The organism is Bacteroidia bacterium (genome assembly GCA_026932145.1).
Classification (GTDB): Bacteria; Bacteroidota; Bacteroidia; order J057; family JAIXKT01; genus JAIXKT01.
In genome coordinates, this window is the sequence record JAIXKT010000043.1 from 66985 (window position 1) to 82692 (window position 15708).

Here is a 15708-nt window from a genome sequence, read left to right on the forward strand (position 1 = left end):
ACGGGAGAAAATTTGGGCTTTTTTAAAAATTTAGAGGTTATGCAACGCGCTCCTTCTGTTTTAAATAATCTCTTTGCGATTATTTAAAAACAGAATATACTATAGATCAAAAATTTCTAATAATGATATATCCGGTTTTTACTCTAAACAGAAAAGCTATCTCCACAACCGCAGGTGCGGGAAGCATTGGGATTTACAAAATGAAATCCTTTGCCATTTAGCCCGTCCGAAAACTCTAAGGTAGTTCCGGCAAGGTATAAGTAACTCTTGATGTTGCAGACAAGTTTAACGCCAAGATATTCAAACAATTGGTCTCCGGGCAAAGATTCATCGTCAAAATCAAGCTGATATGAAAGACCGGAACAACCGCCACCCACTACCGAAACCCTTAATGCGTAGTTGTCATTAAGATTTGCTTTTTGACGAAGCTGTTGAATGTGGTTAGCGGCCTTTTCACTAATTTGAATATCCATACTTATTAATGATGATTACTCGAAACGGGTTCTAATCCGTTTTTTACACGATAGTCATTGATAGCGGCACGAATAGCGTCTTCAGCTAAAACAGAACAGTGAATTTTTACCGGAGGTAAAGCTAATTCTTCAACAATATCCATATTGCTGACGGTAAGTGCGTCATCTATGGTTTTTCCTTTGAGCCATTCTGTGGCTAATGAGCTGGAAGCTATAGCTGAACCACAACCGAAGGTCTTAAACTTTGCGTCGGTAATGATGTTCGTTTCTGTATCAACTTCAATTTGCAGGCGCATAACATCCCCACATTCGGGTGCACCAACTAATCCTGTGCCTACCTCTTTACGCTCTTTGTCTAATGTTCCTACGTTACGAGGATTTGTATAGTGATCTATTACTTTATTTGAATATGCCATGGTAGTTAAAAATTAAAAGTTAAAAATTAAAAATTAATGGTGGTGAGGCCATTGTACTTTTGATAGGTCAATTCCTTCTTGATACATTTCCCAAAGTGGGCTTAGGCTTCTGAGTTGTGTTACCGCTTGCTTTACTTTTTCGATGGTTACTTCGATTTCTTCTTTGGTGTTAAATCTTCCGATTCCGAACCGGATTGAAGAGTGGGCGATTTCGTCAGATAATCCTAAACTTTTTAGTACATAAGAAGGTTCAAGGGATGCGGAGGTGCAGGCAGAGCCGGATGATACGGCTATGTCTTTAATTCCCATCAGTAGTCCTTCGCCTTCTACGAATTTAAAGCTAATGTTGGTTACGCCGGGCAAGCGGTGCTTGGGGTTTCCATTAATGCAGGAAGCCTCTATTTGTGTCAAGTTTTGGTCTAAGTAGTCTCTTAGTTCGGCTAAGCGTACCATTTCGCTTTCCATATCGGCGTGGCATATTTCGGCGGCTTTACCGAATCCTACTATGCCGGGTACATTTAGGGTTCCGCTACGCATACCGCGCTCATGGCCGCCACCGTCTATCTGGGCAGTTACTTTCACACGAGGATTTTTACGGCGTACATATAAAGCACCAACACCCTTGGGGCCATATATCTTATGAGCAGAATATGAAAGTAAGTCTATTTTTAACGCTTCAACGTCCACTGGGATTTTGCCGGCAGCTTGGGTCGCATCTGTATGAAATAAAATACCATGACTGCGTGCTATCGCAGCAATTTCTGCTATCGGCTGGATAACGCCAATTTCGTTATTGGCAAACATAACCGATATTAAAATAGTTTTTGGGGTAATGGCTGCCTTTAATGTATCTAAATCTATTAAGCCATCAGGTTTTACCGGTAAAAAGGTTATTTTCTTCCCTTGTTTTTCTAAGCGATAGCAGGTATCAAGAACAGATTTATGTTCGGTTATTACCGTTATGATATGGTCTCCTTTTTTGGCATACATATCTGCCACCCCTTTTATAGCTAAGTTATTAGCCTCTGTTGCTCCGGATGTAAAAATAATTTCTTTTTCATCTGCGCCGATTAGTTTTGCAACTTGGGTTCGTGCATAATCCACAGCGTCCTCTGCTTCCCAGCCAAAAACATGGTTTCGGCTCGCTGAATTACCGTATTTCTGGGTAAAATAGGGTAGCATCGCTTCCAGTACCCGGTCATCTACACGAGTGGTAGCGTTATTGTCTAAATAAATGGGAAACTTTACCATGGGTATTTAAGATTACAAAATTAATTTATATTTATTCCAATTACAAATAAGAAACAATCTTAGTTCCATAACATAATATTTCTTGAGATAGATTTGTACGGTATTTTTGTTTGCTAACGCTTATTCGGATTCTCTTAACTCTTCAAAACTCAGATTAAGGAGTTCGTATTTGCGCCAGAGTTTGAAATCATAATGCCACCATTCATGTTCTAAGGGAACAAACGAGTGTTTTATCATTATATTTCTAAGTAGTTCTCTATTTTTAACAGCTTTTGGGGAAACATAATTACATTTATGGCTTGCCCGAAAAGAAAATTGGTCATGAGAGGTAGGCATTTCGAGTTCTTTTCCGGTAGCTAAGTCTATAATTGTTATATCTACAGCACACCCTCGATTGTGGATTGAGCCGTACTTTGGATGAGCTACAAAATTTTTATTTAATTTTTGGTACATTTCTACGGTTACAAAATAGGGTCTGTATGCGTCCCACACTTTTAGGCCATAACCTAATTCTTCTAACTCTTCTTGTACCTGCCATAATTTTAAGGCTACCGGAAAGCGAACATAAGCCGTTTTGTCTTTATACAAAGGCTTGCGCATCAGATTTTTATCAGTAGCATATTTTAAATCAATAACAATATTGGGAATAAAACTTCCTAAATCTACCATTGATTTGTAGGGATATGCTTTAACTGTTTTTTTGTATTGTTCAATATCATCTATTACGCGGGCACCATATTTATTGGGTTTGGTAATTTGGCTTTCGCAGGGGTAAAGATTAAAATTAAATGCTAAAAGGGTTACCGCTAACCGGAATAACGGCAGTTTCAAAACCGGAAATAGTTTTGTGATTTTGGGAAAAAATGACATCAATTTTTCCCAAATTAATTCCTGCCCAGCCAACTTGGTTGATAACGCAGACAGAACCGTCAGAACGGGTATGCAGAAATGGTTTTTCCAAAAATGTGTGGGTGTGCCCTCCAATGATAATATCAATTCCAGATACTTGATCTGCCAATTTTTTATCGGAAACTTTTTGAGTAGGATATTCAAAGCCAAGATGTGATAGACAAATAATGAGATGAGTGCCTTGCTTGCGCAGTATTTTTACCTGTTCTTGAGCAACCTGCAACGGCTCTAAATAGGTAGTTTGTTGAAATAGATTTTGGGATACCAAGCCATTCATTTCTATTCCCAGCCCAAAAACACCAATTTTAATTTGATTTTTGGTAAAAATCTTATGCGGAATAAACGCGCCGGCGAGGGGTGTTTGCTCAAAGGAATAATTAGCGATTAAATGTGGAAACTTTGCATACGGAAGTTGCTTTTTTAGGCCGGCTAAACCGGCATCAAAGTCATGGTTACCTAAGGTCGTTGCGTCATATTTCATCGCAGACATCAGCTTGTAATCCAATTCTCCACCGAAATAGTTAAAGTAAGGTGTTCCTTGAAATACATCCCCGGCATCTAATAACAGTACATTATCGGTTGTTTTTCGGATAGCTGCGATTAAAGCGGCACGGCGAGCCACTCCGCCTAACCCTCCGTATAAACGACCATCATCAGGAAACGGATCTATACGCGAATGAGTGTCATTTGTGTGCAGTATTGTAACCGTTTTAGAAGTATCCTTTGCAAAACCTATGAACGGCAAAGATACCGATAATATAGCAGTATTTACTAAAAAACTACGCCTATTCACTAAGCAAAATTACACTTTATTAACAAATCCACAACTGTTAAAAGAACGCTCAAAATATCCTGAGAACATTTATTTGGCTGTATAAGTTATTCCGTTTATTATTAATCATATACAGTTTTAACAAGGTGATTTTTAACTCCTTAAAATAGTGTGAATATAAATTAAACTATTGATAGTCATGTTTTTATGTAATTATATTTTGGTTACTAACTTTGGCCTACTAAGTATTTTATTCAAGGCGCAATGCTAAATTTGTAGAAGCACTCAAAATGGATACCGTATGCAACAAAATATTGTTGGAGTAAGATGGCTTTTCTATATTTTAGTTTTGGCTTTATTTCAGGGCTGTTTTTCGGGTAAAAATTCTCGGAGTAATTTACCGATAGATGAAGTTGCGGTAGATATGGATATTTCTACCCCAAAGGCAAAACGCAAAAAGTCTGGGCGTAATACGGCTCCGTCGGTGGTTCACCATGAAAAAGCTACTACTCCTAAAACCCCGCCGGCTACCGCCAAAGAGGTAAAACCACCAAGCAACACACCTACGGCAGGAAACCAAAATATTAAGGTAGAAAAACTACTCACTACTGCTCGTTCTTATCTGGGTACTCCCTATAAACCCGGCGGAATTACCCGAACGGGTGTGGATTGTTCCGGCTTTGTGATGGTTAGTTTTCGGGAAATTGGGGTTACTTTACCCAGAACTTCACGTGAACAAAGTGAATTTGGAGAGGTCATTCACCGGCATGAGCTTCGTCCCGGAGATTTAATATTTTTTGCGACCGGAAAAACCGGTACCGTAGGGCATAGTGGTCTCGTGCTGGAAAGAAACCAACAAACAATACGATTTATTCACGCCGCCAATACCGGTGTTAGAATAGACGAACTATCGTCAGATTATTGGAATCAAAGATATTTGAAGGCAAGGCGAGTATTTCAATAAAGTGATAATATCGCTTTATTTTTTCTAAATCTTACAATTATTCGAGATATACGTATAAATTTGCATCAAGAAAAATGAAACTTTTTTTAGATACTGCGAATCTTGAAGAGATTACAACTGCTTCTTCCTTAGGTGTTTTAGATGGTGTAACCACCAATCCTTCTTTGATGGCTAAGGAAGGGATTACGGCTGTTGATAGCCATTATTCACGGATTTGTGAGTTAGTTGATGGTGATGTTAGCGCAGAAGTTATTGCTACGGGTTATGCAGGTATTTTGCAAGAAGGCCGCCATTACGCACGATTACATCCAAATATTGTGGTAAAAGTCCCGATGATCCCTGCCGGTATTCAAGCAATTAAAACATTTTCAGAAGAGGGAATCAAGACAAACTGTACCTTGGTATTTTCTCCACAGCAAGCTTTAATGGCGGCAAAAGCCGGAGCTACTTATGTAAGCCCATTCTTAGGCCGTCTTGAAGACGAATATGGAGCAAAAGCAGCCGAAACCGTTATCCAAGATATTTGCAGTATTTTTAAACGCTATTCATTTAAGACTCAGGTACTTGCAGCAAGTATCCGAAATATAGACCATGTTCGTATGTGTGCTATAGCCGGTGCAGATGTAGCTACTATACCCTATAAAGTTTTTCAAGCCCTGATGCTGCACCCCCTCACAGATAGAGGGTTAGATATATTCCTGAGAGATTACGCTAAACTCAATGACCAAACTACCTCATAAGAGGTAAGGTTCAGTGTCGGTATCTTCGTTTTTTTTCAACTAAAACTATTCAAAAGTAATTGGGAAAGCGTTATCACTGTGATAATGGAATCAGGAATATAAGTTCCGTTAATTGCTGCTTTTCATCTCCTACCGGAATGATAGAAACAGATACGGCCTGCCGGATTTCTTCGTTATAAATAATATTTAGGTTTCCAACCCATATTCTACCTCTTTGAATTTGATTTTGGATAGATAGTTCAGTTTCTTGATTGAGGGCAAAAAGAGTTCTATAATGCTTATCAACAACATCTTGCCTTACCAAACCAAAAAGGCTTGCAAATGTAGCGTTAATTTGGGAGATATTCCCCGCAGGGGTTGTGCGAAAATAGACTTGGTGTTGCTGAAAATATTTGTGAATTATATGAAGCTCTGTATCAGCTTTTTTTAGTATTAGTTTTTTTTGGGTTAGTTCAGCAATATTTTTTTCTAACTGCTGTATGTAATTATCTTTTTCTGCTAAGTTTTGGTTCAGATTACTTATGGTTAATTCGTTTTCGCTAATTTGTTCGTTGTATTCACGCATTTTCTTTTGGGAAATTTCCAAAGAGCGGCGCGCAATTTCTTGGGCTTTATTAGCTCTAAAAACAGATTGTTCTAAGTCTTCTTTTTGGCTTGTGATTTCTTTTTGGGCATTATGAAGTTGGTCAAGTTGCTCTTGAAGTTGAATTTCTTTCTGGATGAGTTCATTTTTGGCGGTTTCAGATTCTACTAATAAGCTACTTACGTATTTATTTTTTTGTTCAAGTTCGGCTTCTCTGACGTGTAGTTTTTGTAAAATATTTTCTGTTTTTTGGTAATTTTCAGCCATGTGCTGATTAGCCCTTCGTAGTGCAGTTTCGTTGTTTACGAGGTCTGCTTTTTGGCTTTCTAACTCAGCTAAGTTTGCCTCTAATTCTGTTTCTTTGATTTTTAATATACGTGCATTTTCCTGACTTTCAGTAAGTAATGTTTTAATTCTTTGATTGTTTAAAATACTGAAGAATAGTATTGAGATAGAATCTATGATTCTTTTGATGAGGGTTTTGTAGCTTGGGTGTAGCTCGTGGAGCAGTAAGATTTCGATAGCACCAATTAACTTATAGTTCATTGTTAAAGGCATTATTATCAATGTTTTTGCTTGAAAAAATGCGATAGAACTATGCCCTAAATAATGACCGGCAGGCAAGGGAGAAACCCAACGTTGTTCAAATTCTTGGAATACTTCCCCTAAAATACCTTGCCGGTGCTTAACCTCTGATTGGGTTAATGACTCGATAGAAACGCCAAAGCCGGCAATAGCCACCAATTTAGGGGTATCTTCCTCATACTTTGCCTGATAAAATACCCCCTGTATCGCTTCTATTTGGGCGCATACGATAGACAAAACGGCTGTTCCAAATTGGTCTGTATCGTATTCATACAAATGACGAAGCTGGTTATCTATAATTGTGCAGAGGTTATCAATCTCATCCGAATTTATTTCCGGTTTCATTTCGGATGAGTATTCAATTTTGGTAATCATAAGGCTACAATTGTTGAATCGTTAATTTAGCGGAACTAATTCCTGGCAGGGTATCCAGGCGCATATATTGCTTTACAGAAAACTGATACTGGGATGGAGCTTTGGAAGTAAGGCTATCCAAGACAATCCACTCAAAATCATGTTTTCCTCCACTTGATTTTTCATACCAATAGCCGGATTCATCAGAAGTTTCAAATCTTGCTATAGAATGCTGTAAAAAGGAGTCTTTATGTGCAATGCCTACTTGAAAATAGATATTTCGGAAGGGATAGTCTTCGGTAAATGTTACGTTCAGTTTTAAGCGATATAAATTGCTGGGTTGCAAAACAGGAGAAAGAAACGAAAGAGAATCTTGAATATTCCAGCCTGTGGTGAAGTTTTTTTCGGATTTCTGAATAACCGATTCACATGAAAAAAACATCAGGGTAGGTATCGCACAAGCTAAAAACAAGTTCTTCAAAGTCATATCAGGGTTATTTTTTACGTTTTTGTTTATTATTATTTTTGAAGTTTCTTTGTTCGTTTTTAGTTAGTGATTCATGGGAGACTTGGCCTACTACGTCCACAAAGTCATGTTGGCGAGTAGTAGTAGTTTCATTTTCTATTTCATTAATAGAAGTCAAGCTGGGGGGTTTGATTCCCTGTTTGTTCATTTCGGCTAATTCCACTACTTTTTCAGCTGTGATGGGCACCCATGTATCATCTTTGGGATAGCTGAACCAGAGTGTTTTTAGGAAGATGTCTGTTTTTTGCAGGAAAGCTACGCCTAATTCAGTTTCTATTTTGGTGATATTGGGGATTTCTTTGAGTGCATCTAAGTAAGTTTCGAGTTCAAAGTTTAGGCAGCATTTTAATCTACCGCATTGTCCGGCGAGTTTTAGGGAGTTAACGGCAAGTTGTTGGTATCTGGCAGCGGCAGTAGATATATTTTGGAAGTTAGTTAGCCAAGTGGAGCAGCATAGTTCTCGTCCGCAGGTTCCGATTCCGCCAATAAGGCCGGCTTCTTGGCGAACTCCAATCTGCCGCATTTCTACACGAAGTTTAAAGCGGTCTGTAATCGTTTTTACTAATTCCCTAAAATCAATACGTTTATCTGCAATGTAGAAGCAATAAACTTTTGTGCCGTCAGCTTGCATTTCTATTTCGCCTAATTTCATGTCTAATTTTAGGGCAACGATAATGGAGCGGGTTTCTAATAAAATTTGCAATTCACGGGCTTGAGCTTGTTCTTGCTTCGTTATATCTTCGGGGGTAGGAATACGATAGATAATTGGCAGGTCTTTAACTTGGGTTTTAACGTGTTTTTTTTTCATTTGCCAAGTTACTAATGGTCCGCTAAGGGATATTTTTCCCATTTCCCAGCCTCGGTCTCCGGATTCTACCACTACGGAATCTCCGGTAATTAAATGAAAATTATGTACGTTTCTATAAAAACCTTTTCGAGTTCCTTTAAAGCGAACTTCAAATATTTCTGTACTATTTGGCAAGGGGGCTTCTATCCCTGTGAGCCAATCAAAGGTGTTCAATCTATTACAGTTACCGGAATTGCAGGAACCTTTTTTTCCGCAGCCTCCGGTAGTGCAGCCGCCATAACTATTGGTAGAGCAAGCCATAATGTTGGGGTGTTTAGATGGTTAGTTGGTTATCAGGTTGTTATGACTTCAGGATAAATTTCTGAAAAGTAATTTAGAATATTTTTTTTTAGAAAATTTTCTTGTTCTTGATGATTCATTTTGGGAATGGGGCGGCTTTGCTCCCAATGAGGCCAGTTATCAGCATCAAATTCCAAAAATGTATAGAAACCTTCTTTAGATAGGATGGTGCAAATAGCTACATTTAATAAATCTTGTTTTTCCTCTTTGTTGAACTTAGTATGTGGCGATGAACCTAACTCACGTAAGCCAATCATAAATAGGATACCTTCTAATGAGGGTATTTTGCCTACTAAATGAGTGAGTTTTTGTTGGAGGTACTGCCAGCGTTCATCAGAAAATTCGACCATTAGTTACTATTTAGGCTGCCATTATTGAAAATATCTAAATACTAAAATAATCTTCATTTTTGGCAGAATTTAAGATAGTTATGAATTTTAGAATTTATTTAGATATTAGGTACAAGCCTCGGTTGTCTAAGATAGCAGAATAAAACTTACGCTGATGTAAATCAACATTATTGAGTGTTGCTAATACATTACCGGCGGGGTCTTTTGCTTCAAGGGTTACAGTAGTTGCCTGAACGGGCGTGAATGCACTGTAAAAACTAAAGCCTAAATTTCCGCTAAACAGTTCAGTTCCATTTACATACAGATTAACGCCGGCTTGGGTGCTGCTACGCAAATTTACCATTCTGAGGGCAGCCAGCGAAGTATCTATGATAGTGGTGTCAGAAGGTTCACGAACCTGCAAAATCATAGATTTACCCAAACTGTCATACAAAAAAATAGTATAGGTTTGGTTTTCTAATAAAGGGATAACCACTTTTCCGGTAGTATCCGGTTTATTGGCTATCGAAACGATGCTCATCTCAAATTGAGGGTAGCCAAATTCTGAGGGGGTATCTGTACTCGTAAGTGCAAGAGTTCCATGACTGGGTAACGCCTGACGATAAGCAATAGAATCCAATATTAAAAAATCTGAATTGTAGTACCGCCCTATTAATCTTGACCCATTGGTTGAAGGCAACGAGTTTATGAATCTTACATAAGATTTGCTATGATTTGTTTTGGTAACGTCTTTCCAAGGCTCGTCATACTGGCAAGCTGTTAGCGTAAAAAGTACCAACCCTACAATACTTTTCCAATATTTCATGAAAATAATAGTTAATTTTTTAGTTATAATCCGGCAAAGATAAGAGTTTTAACTAAATAAGTTCATGGTTTGGATTCCAATTTTTACGTTCAAAGTCTATAATTTGGTCATTTGTAACCTGAATTCCTTCTTTTTCTAATAGCATTTGCATACGTTCTGGCGGGGTGAAGTGTATTTTACCGGTTAATAATCCCTGTCTATTTACAATTCTATGAGCTGGAATACTTGGGTCATTATGGCTTTGGTTCATTGCCCAGCCGACTAATCTGGCACTGCGAACTGCCCCTAAATACTTAGCAATATTCCCATAGGTGCATACACGTCCGTAGGGAACTTTCCGAACAACATCAAATACAGATTCACAAAAAGCCCAATTCTGAGCCGGCATTAGCTTAAATATTTGGTAAACTCCTCATAACTAAAGCCATGCGAAATCAAATATTGTGATACTTGATACTTTTTAAGTTGTGTTAGTTCACTTGGATTTTGGCCACCTATTTTTTTACTTATTAGCCGCAAAATTGTTCGTTCATAATCTTCAGACGAAATTTCACGGCTTATGATTTTCTCTACAATTTCTTGTGATACTTGGTGGTAGCTAAGGCCGTAACGAATTTTTTGTTTTCCCCAATATTTATGGAAAAATTTCCCACGAACGAATGCCGTAATGAACTTATCTTCATCCAGAAAGCCCTTTTCGAGTAAATACGCTATTATTTCGGTTTGTTCTGCGTCAGAAAGTTTTAATTGTCGTAATTTCAATTTTGTTTCATGCAAAGAACGATACCGATATTCAATATAGCTGGAAATTTTATCTAAAATAACTTTATCAATCATAGCCTAAATATTTTTGAACATCTTGATATGAAGGATTTGAATTTCTGTAAATGGTTCTCCTTCTTTTAGGTAGCCTAATTTTTCGTAAAATGGTATTGCGTAGTCTCTGGCGTGTAAAATAATTTTTTGATAACCGGCATATTTAGCCCACTTCTCTGCATAGCAAACTAATTGTTTCCCATAAGTTTTTTTTTGATGTTGTGGATAAACTGCTAATTGTCTCATTTTTATGGTTTTAGAATCTAAGTGATGCATCACACAGCAAGCTATAAGTTCATTATTTATAAATGCTCCAATATGGGCATTCATAGTATCCATAGAAAGTTCTTGTGGGCTAAATTCTAAACCAAGCGGCTGGCGCATTACCTGATAACGCAAGGATAATAATTGTTCAAATACCGGCGCAGAAGCCGTGAATACCCAAAAATCCATGGCAAATCAAGTTAAGTTGTTTTTAAAAAAGGGAATATTTCATCCGGTATTAGCCCGGAAATATTCCCGCCATGACGAATTAAATCTCGAACATGGGTTGAAGAAATAAAACCAAATTTATGGGTTGAAAGCAAAAAAACGGTTTCTATTTGAGGCATTTGATGGTGATTTAGTTCACAGATACTTTTTTCATATTCAAAATCAGCAACTGTTCGGATGCCTCTCAAAAGATGAGTAGCATTATGTTGCAAGGCTGCATTTGTTGTAAGTCCGTGATAACCAATAACTACAACTTGTTGGTAAGGCTCAAATACTTTGGTTAGCATTTCCTTTCGTTCAGCTAAAGAGAATAGCGTACTTTTTGCGGCATTAATTCCAATTCCAACGATAATTTTGTCGAATAAGGAGATAGCTCTACAAACTATATCTACGTGCCCTGTGGTTATAGGGTCAAAGGTGCCAGCAAAGAAAGCTATTCGCATCACTGGATACGTATTTTACGTCCCAGTTTTAAAATAGTGCGCGAACTGATTCCGTTGTAGCTACACAGGCGGGTTATGGAGGTATGATACCTCTGAGCAATGGCAGATAAGGTATCTCCTTGTCTAACAACATGATACTTTGCTATTGCTGCTATTTTTTGGCGTTCTAATAAGTGATTAAACCAAGTTTTCTCAACTAAAATGGTGTCTTGTAGCACCTTTTGTTCTTCAAAAGACAGGACTTTGGTTGGGTCAATTTGCTCGCCCATGAAGCGAAACTCAAAATGTAAGTGTGGGCCTGTAACTCTTCCTGTACCTCCTCCGCGTGCTATTGGTTGGCCAGATTTTACCTCATCACCTTCTTTTATCAAAAAACCCGATAGATGACCATATAATGTTTCTAAGCCATCTTCATGGGTGATTACAACAAAATTGCCATAGCCGGGCTCATAGCGCACTACACGCACAAAACCATCCATAGCTGCTAAAACGGTGTCTCCAGTTTTGAGGTCAATGTCTATTCCATAATGAAAATGCCCACCCCACAAATCTCTGTGCCCAAAGCCAGAGGTAACTTCGCCAACAATGGGGAAGGTAAAATTTCGATTCGCCGCTCGACCTTGAATAACTACGGGAAAAGTATCCTGCAGCTTAGTCATATCTAAGCGATAAATGTTAATCGTATGATTATCATATTTTGAGCGACAGTCAAAAGCCGGTAAAAATGAAGAATCGTTTATATTCAAATAAAACCGGTCTGACAAATGCAGATTAAGAGTATCTATTGGTTTTTTATCTCCGGGGCCAGGCCAATTAGGAACGGCGACACCCTTTACTGTTAATAAACAAAATAACACTAATAATAGCGTAAAAAAAGACGCTGAATCCCCATTATGCTCTATCAGGTAATCCCAAAATATCACTAATAACTGCATGCCTACTTAAATTTTACACGGATTTAAAAAATGTCGGCTGCAAAGTTAATAGTATTTTTTAAAGTAAAACAAGGTTTTTACTCACCAAAATAACTTGTGAATAAAATTGGGGGTTGTAGTTCAAAAAGTATGATGAGATTTTTGGCACTTTATTGTCTATGCCAGAAGTCAAAATAATGGCTGTTTATCCTCATTGCCGAAGTACAAAAGTATCCAACAATGAAAATAGAACCCTTCTTCAACAAAGCCATAACCTTTATACTTTCTGAACCACAATTCTATTACGTTAATAATCACTTAAAAAAAATCATAATTCACTAAGTATTAAGTATTTAAGTAGTTTTATTCTCTATTTGATGAAAATTATCTAATAATCTGCCAATTTTATCAAGTATGGTATTTTCTTTCTTTTTTACTTTATTAAGTATCTATTTATCAGCTATTTTTCAATTAGATAGTTTCGTTAATAGGGAGGCAAAACTTTCGTAACTTTGCCGAAATAATCTTTATAGGATACTTATTAGGTCTAAAAAAGTTTTAATTTCGTTGTAGTATGCAGCACAAATGGTTGAACTATATAATATTCTGTTTGATACCTGTTTTCACGGGGTGTTGGTATTCTTTTAGTGGGGCTTCTGTTCCGCCAAATACCAATACGGTTGCTATTCCATTATTTACCAACCAAGCTCCGTTGGTATATGCGCCTTTGTCTCAATTATTTACCAGTAAATTACAGGATAAATTTCTTTCTCAGACTAATTTGAAACTACGGTCTGAAAGTGCAGATTTAAAGCTGAATGGTGAAATAACAAGTTATACCCTAGCACCTGCTACCGTTCAGAGTAATAACGAGGTAGTACAGAATCGTTTAACTATGACTGTTTTGGTTCGTTATAGTAATTATCAACAAAGTGGGGATAATTGGGAACAGTCATTTTCTAATTTTGTTGATTTTTCAGGTAACTTTGCCGATAACCAACAGCGGCTTTCGGAAGAGGTTTCTGAGAAAATTGCGCAGGATATTTTTAATCGTACATTAGCTAACTGGTAAAATATGTTATCTCCCTTAGAATTACATGAAAAACTTCGCTCTGAAAAGTTAAATAGCGCAGAGTCAGAATGGCTTCAGGAGCAGGCAAGGAAGTATCCATACTTTCCACTTTTGCGTGTATTGCTTGCTAAACAAGCAATTAAGGAAGATTCACAAGCATTAACAAACCATTCTGGAGTTAAGTTAGCCTTTTTGTTTACCCCAAATCCGAGTTTTTTAAACCTTTCTTTATCAGAAACTTCTGCACCGCTTCCGCCGATAACTCATAAAAGTCAGCCGCAAACTATAGAAAAGATTAATCAGCCGGCTGAAGACGAAATTATACTTCCAATATCCTCCTATCCTGATTACGTTCCGGTTTCAAATCTTGAAGATCCTGTTTATCCGGTTGTATCCGAAAAAATGGATGCTATATTTGAAGGCTCATTTCAAGCACGTTTTAATATTGTAGAGGATATTTTCACCCAAATTCGTTCTCACCTAAAAAAACAAGATGACCCTCGCCGAATGTCTTCTAATAAGGTTTTTGAGGATTTAGCCTCATTTGACGCGGCAGAGACCTCCAGTAATAACACATTTTCTCGGTTTGTTCCATTAGATACAGACAAAGAATCTCGTTATTCTCACCAAAATACCAAAATACCATCAACAGAAATATCTGATAATCAAATAAGATTAGAAAAAGCTCGTGAAGAACTTTTTAATAAAACCAAAAAATTAGAAGAACTTAGCTCAAAACTTCAAGTTACACCGGAAATAGAACCAGATGAGTCTTCGATCGTAGTTATACACAAAAATGAAATATCTACTCCATCCAAAAAAGATGTAATAACTGATAATCAGCCTCTTGTAGAAAAGGAAAAAAGAATTATCTCTGAATCAATGAAACGATTCATTAATCCGGAATTTGAAACCCGCAAACCTACTCCTGAGAACAACTTCTTAAAAGAATCTGATAATCAAGAAAATACTAAAAAAACACCTCTTATAACCTCCGTTAAATATTCAAAAGAACAAAGCGATATTACCAACACCTCTGAGGAGAAAATCGACAAACTCTCCACACATAACCAACCAATTGCTGAATCAAATCTATCCGAAATAGTAGAAATTCATACGGAACAGATTTTGCCGGAAACACAAATTCCGTTAGAATCAGAGATCGTTATCCAACAATCAATTGCCGAAGACCAACATACAATCATCTCTGAAACTCCGCAGCGAATACAAACAGATTCAATGAAACGTTTTGTAGAGCCTGAATTTGAACACCGAAAACAGAAAACAATTCTTCCCCCAGAAGAAATATCCAAAACGGAACCGCTAATTAGCCAAATAACGACAAACCCTCCCGCAGATAATCCACCTCTTAACACCATAACTACGTCGTTAGAAAGTGAGACTAATCTTGACTCCGCCAATAAAACAGTAGTTCCTTCTCCTGACCAAAAACGGGTTTCTACAGATTCAATGAAACGTTTTGTGGAACCAGTATTTGATTCAAAAGATAAAAATAAAACTGCTAAAATAAATGACACTTCGGATGCCCTTCCGGAGCAAAAAACCAAAACACCAATCCAACCCGAAAATACTGAAATCGAAAAATCCGTAGCAATAGACTCTTCGATTTCAGTAAGCAATGAAGCCGAAAGCAATCAATCTACAAGTTTAAAAGAATCACCCTCCTTTGACCGCTTTGCCCCCCCCGAATTCGAAAATAGACGAATCAAAAGACCTGATTATGACCACTTTAACGCCATAGAAACCCAAACTACCTCGCCAGATACCTTTGAAATTATTCGGGATAACCTCAAGATAAGAATACACGTTTCCAATGAACAATTAGCAACTCTTTTTGAAAAAGTTAATCTGCTATCAGCAGAGGCCACCAAGCAAACTCCCCTCATTGAAGAAGCACAAACCTTACCACCTACTGTTGAAGACCGGCTTGCATTTGCCTTTGACATCGGTGCTGAATTACAGCAAACAGCCAAAGAATTAGCAAAACAAGAACAGGAAGAAAAACAAAAAGCAGAAAAAGAAGCCGAAAATCAACGAATTATTCAGGCTGAACAAGAAAGAATCCAACGAGAACT

Annotated in this window: 19 protein-coding genes; 4 read left to right on the plus strand and 15 right to left on the minus strand. The window is 37.5% G+C overall.

Annotated features, from left to right (window positions below):
- Nucleotides 1-143 precede the first annotated feature (143 nt).
- The 5 genes from LC115_09750 to LC115_09770 form a co-directional block, all read right to left on the minus strand.
- Nucleotides 144-473, minus strand: a complete 330-nt coding sequence (locus LC115_09750) for an iron-sulfur cluster assembly accessory protein (GenBank protein ID MCZ2356947.1) — start codon at nucleotides 471-473, stop codon at nucleotides 144-146.
- A gap of 5 nt (nucleotides 474-478) precedes the next feature.
- Nucleotides 479-889 carry a Fe-S cluster assembly scaffold IscU gene (gene iscU / locus LC115_09755; GenBank protein MCZ2356948.1) on the minus strand — a complete coding sequence of 137 codons (411 nt, stop codon included), beginning with the start codon at nucleotides 887-889 and terminating at the stop codon, nucleotides 479-481.
- Nucleotides 890-922: 33 nt separating this feature from the next.
- Nucleotides 923-2140, minus strand: coding sequence for an IscS subfamily cysteine desulfurase (locus LC115_09760; protein MCZ2356949.1), 1218 nt, complete (start codon nucleotides 2138-2140; stop codon nucleotides 923-925).
- Nucleotides 2141-2260: 120 nt separating this feature from the next.
- The gene (locus tag LC115_09765; protein ID MCZ2356950.1) at nucleotides 2261-2971 is read right to left on the minus strand and encodes a M15 family metallopeptidase; all 711 of its coding nucleotides are present in this window, start codon (nucleotides 2969-2971) and stop codon (nucleotides 2261-2263) included.
- On the minus strand, nucleotides 2925-3842 hold the full coding sequence (locus LC115_09770; GenBank protein ID MCZ2356951.1) for a metallophosphoesterase: 918 nt from the start codon (nucleotides 3840-3842) through the stop codon (nucleotides 2925-2927). Before LC115_09770 ends, LC115_09765 begins: the two co-directional genes overlap by 47 nt.
- Nucleotides 3843-4122: 280 nt before the next feature.
- Here LC115_09770 and LC115_09775 point away from each other — a divergent pair, with 280 nt between their 5' ends.
- Together LC115_09775 and fsa are read left to right on the plus strand one after the other, a co-directional pair.
- Entirely contained in the window at nucleotides 4123-4785 is a 663-nt protein-coding gene (locus LC115_09775; GenBank protein ID MCZ2356952.1) for an NlpC/P60 family protein, read from the plus strand.
- Between the two features lie 74 nt (nucleotides 4786-4859).
- Nucleotides 4860-5525 carry a fructose-6-phosphate aldolase gene (fsa, locus tag LC115_09780; protein ID MCZ2356953.1) on the plus strand — a complete coding sequence of 222 codons (666 nt, stop codon included), beginning with the start codon at nucleotides 4860-4862 and terminating at the stop codon, nucleotides 5523-5525.
- Between the two features lie 73 nt (nucleotides 5526-5598).
- Here the strand turns inward: fsa and LC115_09785 are convergent, their stop codons facing one another.
- From LC115_09785 to LC115_09830, 10 genes are all read right to left on the minus strand, one after another.
- Nucleotides 5599-7068 carry a PAS domain-containing protein gene (locus tag LC115_09785; protein ID MCZ2356954.1) on the minus strand — a complete coding sequence of 490 codons (1470 nt, stop codon included), beginning with the start codon at nucleotides 7066-7068 and terminating at the stop codon, nucleotides 5599-5601.
- A 4-nt stretch (nucleotides 7069-7072) separates the two neighbouring features.
- On the minus strand, nucleotides 7073-7534 hold the full coding sequence (locus LC115_09790) for a gliding motility lipoprotein GldH (protein MCZ2356955.1): 462 nt from the start codon (nucleotides 7532-7534) through the stop codon (nucleotides 7073-7075).
- A gap of 7 nt (nucleotides 7535-7541) precedes the next feature.
- Entirely contained in the window at nucleotides 7542-8681 is a 1140-nt protein-coding gene (locus LC115_09795; protein MCZ2356956.1) for a Signal peptidase-like protein, read from the minus strand.
- Nucleotides 8682-8713: 32 nt separating this feature from the next.
- Nucleotides 8714-9070, minus strand: coding sequence for a hypothetical protein (locus LC115_09800; protein MCZ2356957.1), 357 nt, complete (start codon nucleotides 9068-9070; stop codon nucleotides 8714-8716).
- Between the two features lie 94 nt (nucleotides 9071-9164).
- Nucleotides 9165-9875, minus strand: a complete 711-nt coding sequence (locus LC115_09805; protein MCZ2356958.1) for a DUF4397 domain-containing protein — start codon at nucleotides 9873-9875, stop codon at nucleotides 9165-9167.
- Between the two features lie 52 nt (nucleotides 9876-9927).
- Nucleotides 9928-10263, minus strand: a complete 336-nt coding sequence (locus LC115_09810) for an MGMT family protein (GenBank protein ID MCZ2356959.1) — start codon at nucleotides 10261-10263, stop codon at nucleotides 9928-9930.
- Nucleotides 10263-10712: a RecX family transcriptional regulator gene (locus LC115_09815; protein MCZ2356960.1), complete on the minus strand. Its 450-nt coding sequence runs from the start codon at nucleotides 10710-10712 to the stop codon at nucleotides 10263-10265. The genes LC115_09810 and LC115_09815 overlap by 1 nt, the downstream gene beginning before the upstream one ends.
- Before the next feature lie 3 nt (nucleotides 10713-10715).
- Nucleotides 10716-11144: a GNAT family N-acetyltransferase gene (locus tag LC115_09820; protein MCZ2356961.1), complete on the minus strand. Its 429-nt coding sequence runs from the start codon at nucleotides 11142-11144 to the stop codon at nucleotides 10716-10718.
- A gap of 11 nt (nucleotides 11145-11155) precedes the next feature.
- A complete protein-coding gene (gene coaD, locus LC115_09825) occupies nucleotides 11156-11626 on the minus strand; it encodes a pantetheine-phosphate adenylyltransferase (protein ID MCZ2356962.1) in 471 nt (156 codons plus the stop codon).
- Nucleotides 11626-12561 carry a peptidoglycan DD-metalloendopeptidase family protein gene (locus LC115_09830; GenBank protein MCZ2356963.1) on the minus strand — a complete coding sequence of 312 codons (936 nt, stop codon included), beginning with the start codon at nucleotides 12559-12561 and terminating at the stop codon, nucleotides 11626-11628. Before LC115_09830 ends, coaD begins: the two co-directional genes overlap by 1 nt.
- 589 nt (nucleotides 12562-13150) lie before the next feature.
- Between LC115_09830 and lptE the strand changes: the two genes are divergently transcribed.
- Both lptE and LC115_09840 read left to right on the plus strand, forming a co-directional pair.
- Nucleotides 13151-13612: an LPS assembly lipoprotein LptE gene (lptE, locus tag LC115_09835; protein ID MCZ2356964.1), complete on the plus strand. Its 462-nt coding sequence runs from the start codon at nucleotides 13151-13153 to the stop codon at nucleotides 13610-13612.
- A 3-nt stretch (nucleotides 13613-13615) separates the two neighbouring features.
- Nucleotides 13616-15708 (plus strand): hypothetical protein (locus LC115_09840; protein ID MCZ2356965.1); only part of this gene is annotated, 2093 nt, incomplete at its 3' end.

Coding starts and splice junctions, on each gene's coding strand:
- LC115_09750 (MCZ2356947.1), bottom strand. CDS start 473: ATGGATATTCAAATTAGTGAAAAGGCCGCTAACCACATTCAACAGCTT.
- iscU (MCZ2356948.1), bottom strand. CDS start 889: ATGGCATATTCAAATAAAGTAATAGATCACTATACAAATCCTCGTAAC.
- LC115_09760 (MCZ2356949.1), bottom strand. CDS start 2,140: ATGGTAAAGTTTCCCATTTATTTAGACAATAACGCTACCACTCGTGTA.
- LC115_09775 (MCZ2356952.1), top strand. CDS start 4,123: ATGCAACAAAATATTGTTGGAGTAAGATGGCTTTTCTATATTTTAGTT.
- fsa (MCZ2356953.1), top strand. CDS start 4,860: ATGAAACTTTTTTTAGATACTGCGAATCTTGAAGAGATTACAACTGCT.
- LC115_09785 (MCZ2356954.1), bottom strand. CDS start 7,068: ATGATTACCAAAATTGAATACTCATCCGAAATGAAACCGGAAATAAAT.
- LC115_09790 (MCZ2356955.1), bottom strand. CDS start 7,534: ATGACTTTGAAGAACTTGTTTTTAGCTTGTGCGATACCTACCCTGATG.
- LC115_09795 (MCZ2356956.1), bottom strand. CDS start 8,681: ATGGCTTGCTCTACCAATAGTTATGGCGGCTGCACTACCGGAGGCTGC.
- LC115_09800 (MCZ2356957.1), bottom strand. CDS start 9,070: ATGGTCGAATTTTCTGATGAACGCTGGCAGTACCTCCAACAAAAACTC.
- LC115_09805 (MCZ2356958.1), bottom strand. CDS start 9,875: ATGAAATATTGGAAAAGTATTGTAGGGTTGGTACTTTTTACGCTAACA.
- LC115_09810 (MCZ2356959.1), bottom strand. CDS start 10,263: ATGCCGGCTCAGAATTGGGCTTTTTGTGAATCTGTATTTGATGTTGTT.
- LC115_09815 (MCZ2356960.1), bottom strand. CDS start 10,712: ATGATTGATAAAGTTATTTTAGATAAAATTTCCAGCTATATTGAATAT.
- LC115_09820 (MCZ2356961.1), bottom strand. CDS start 11,144: ATGGATTTTTGGGTATTCACGGCTTCTGCGCCGGTATTTGAACAATTA.
- coaD (MCZ2356962.1), bottom strand. CDS start 11,626: ATGCGAATAGCTTTCTTTGCTGGCACCTTTGACCCTATAACCACAGGG.
- LC115_09830 (MCZ2356963.1), bottom strand. CDS start 12,561: ATGCAGTTATTAGTGATATTTTGGGATTACCTGATAGAGCATAATGGG.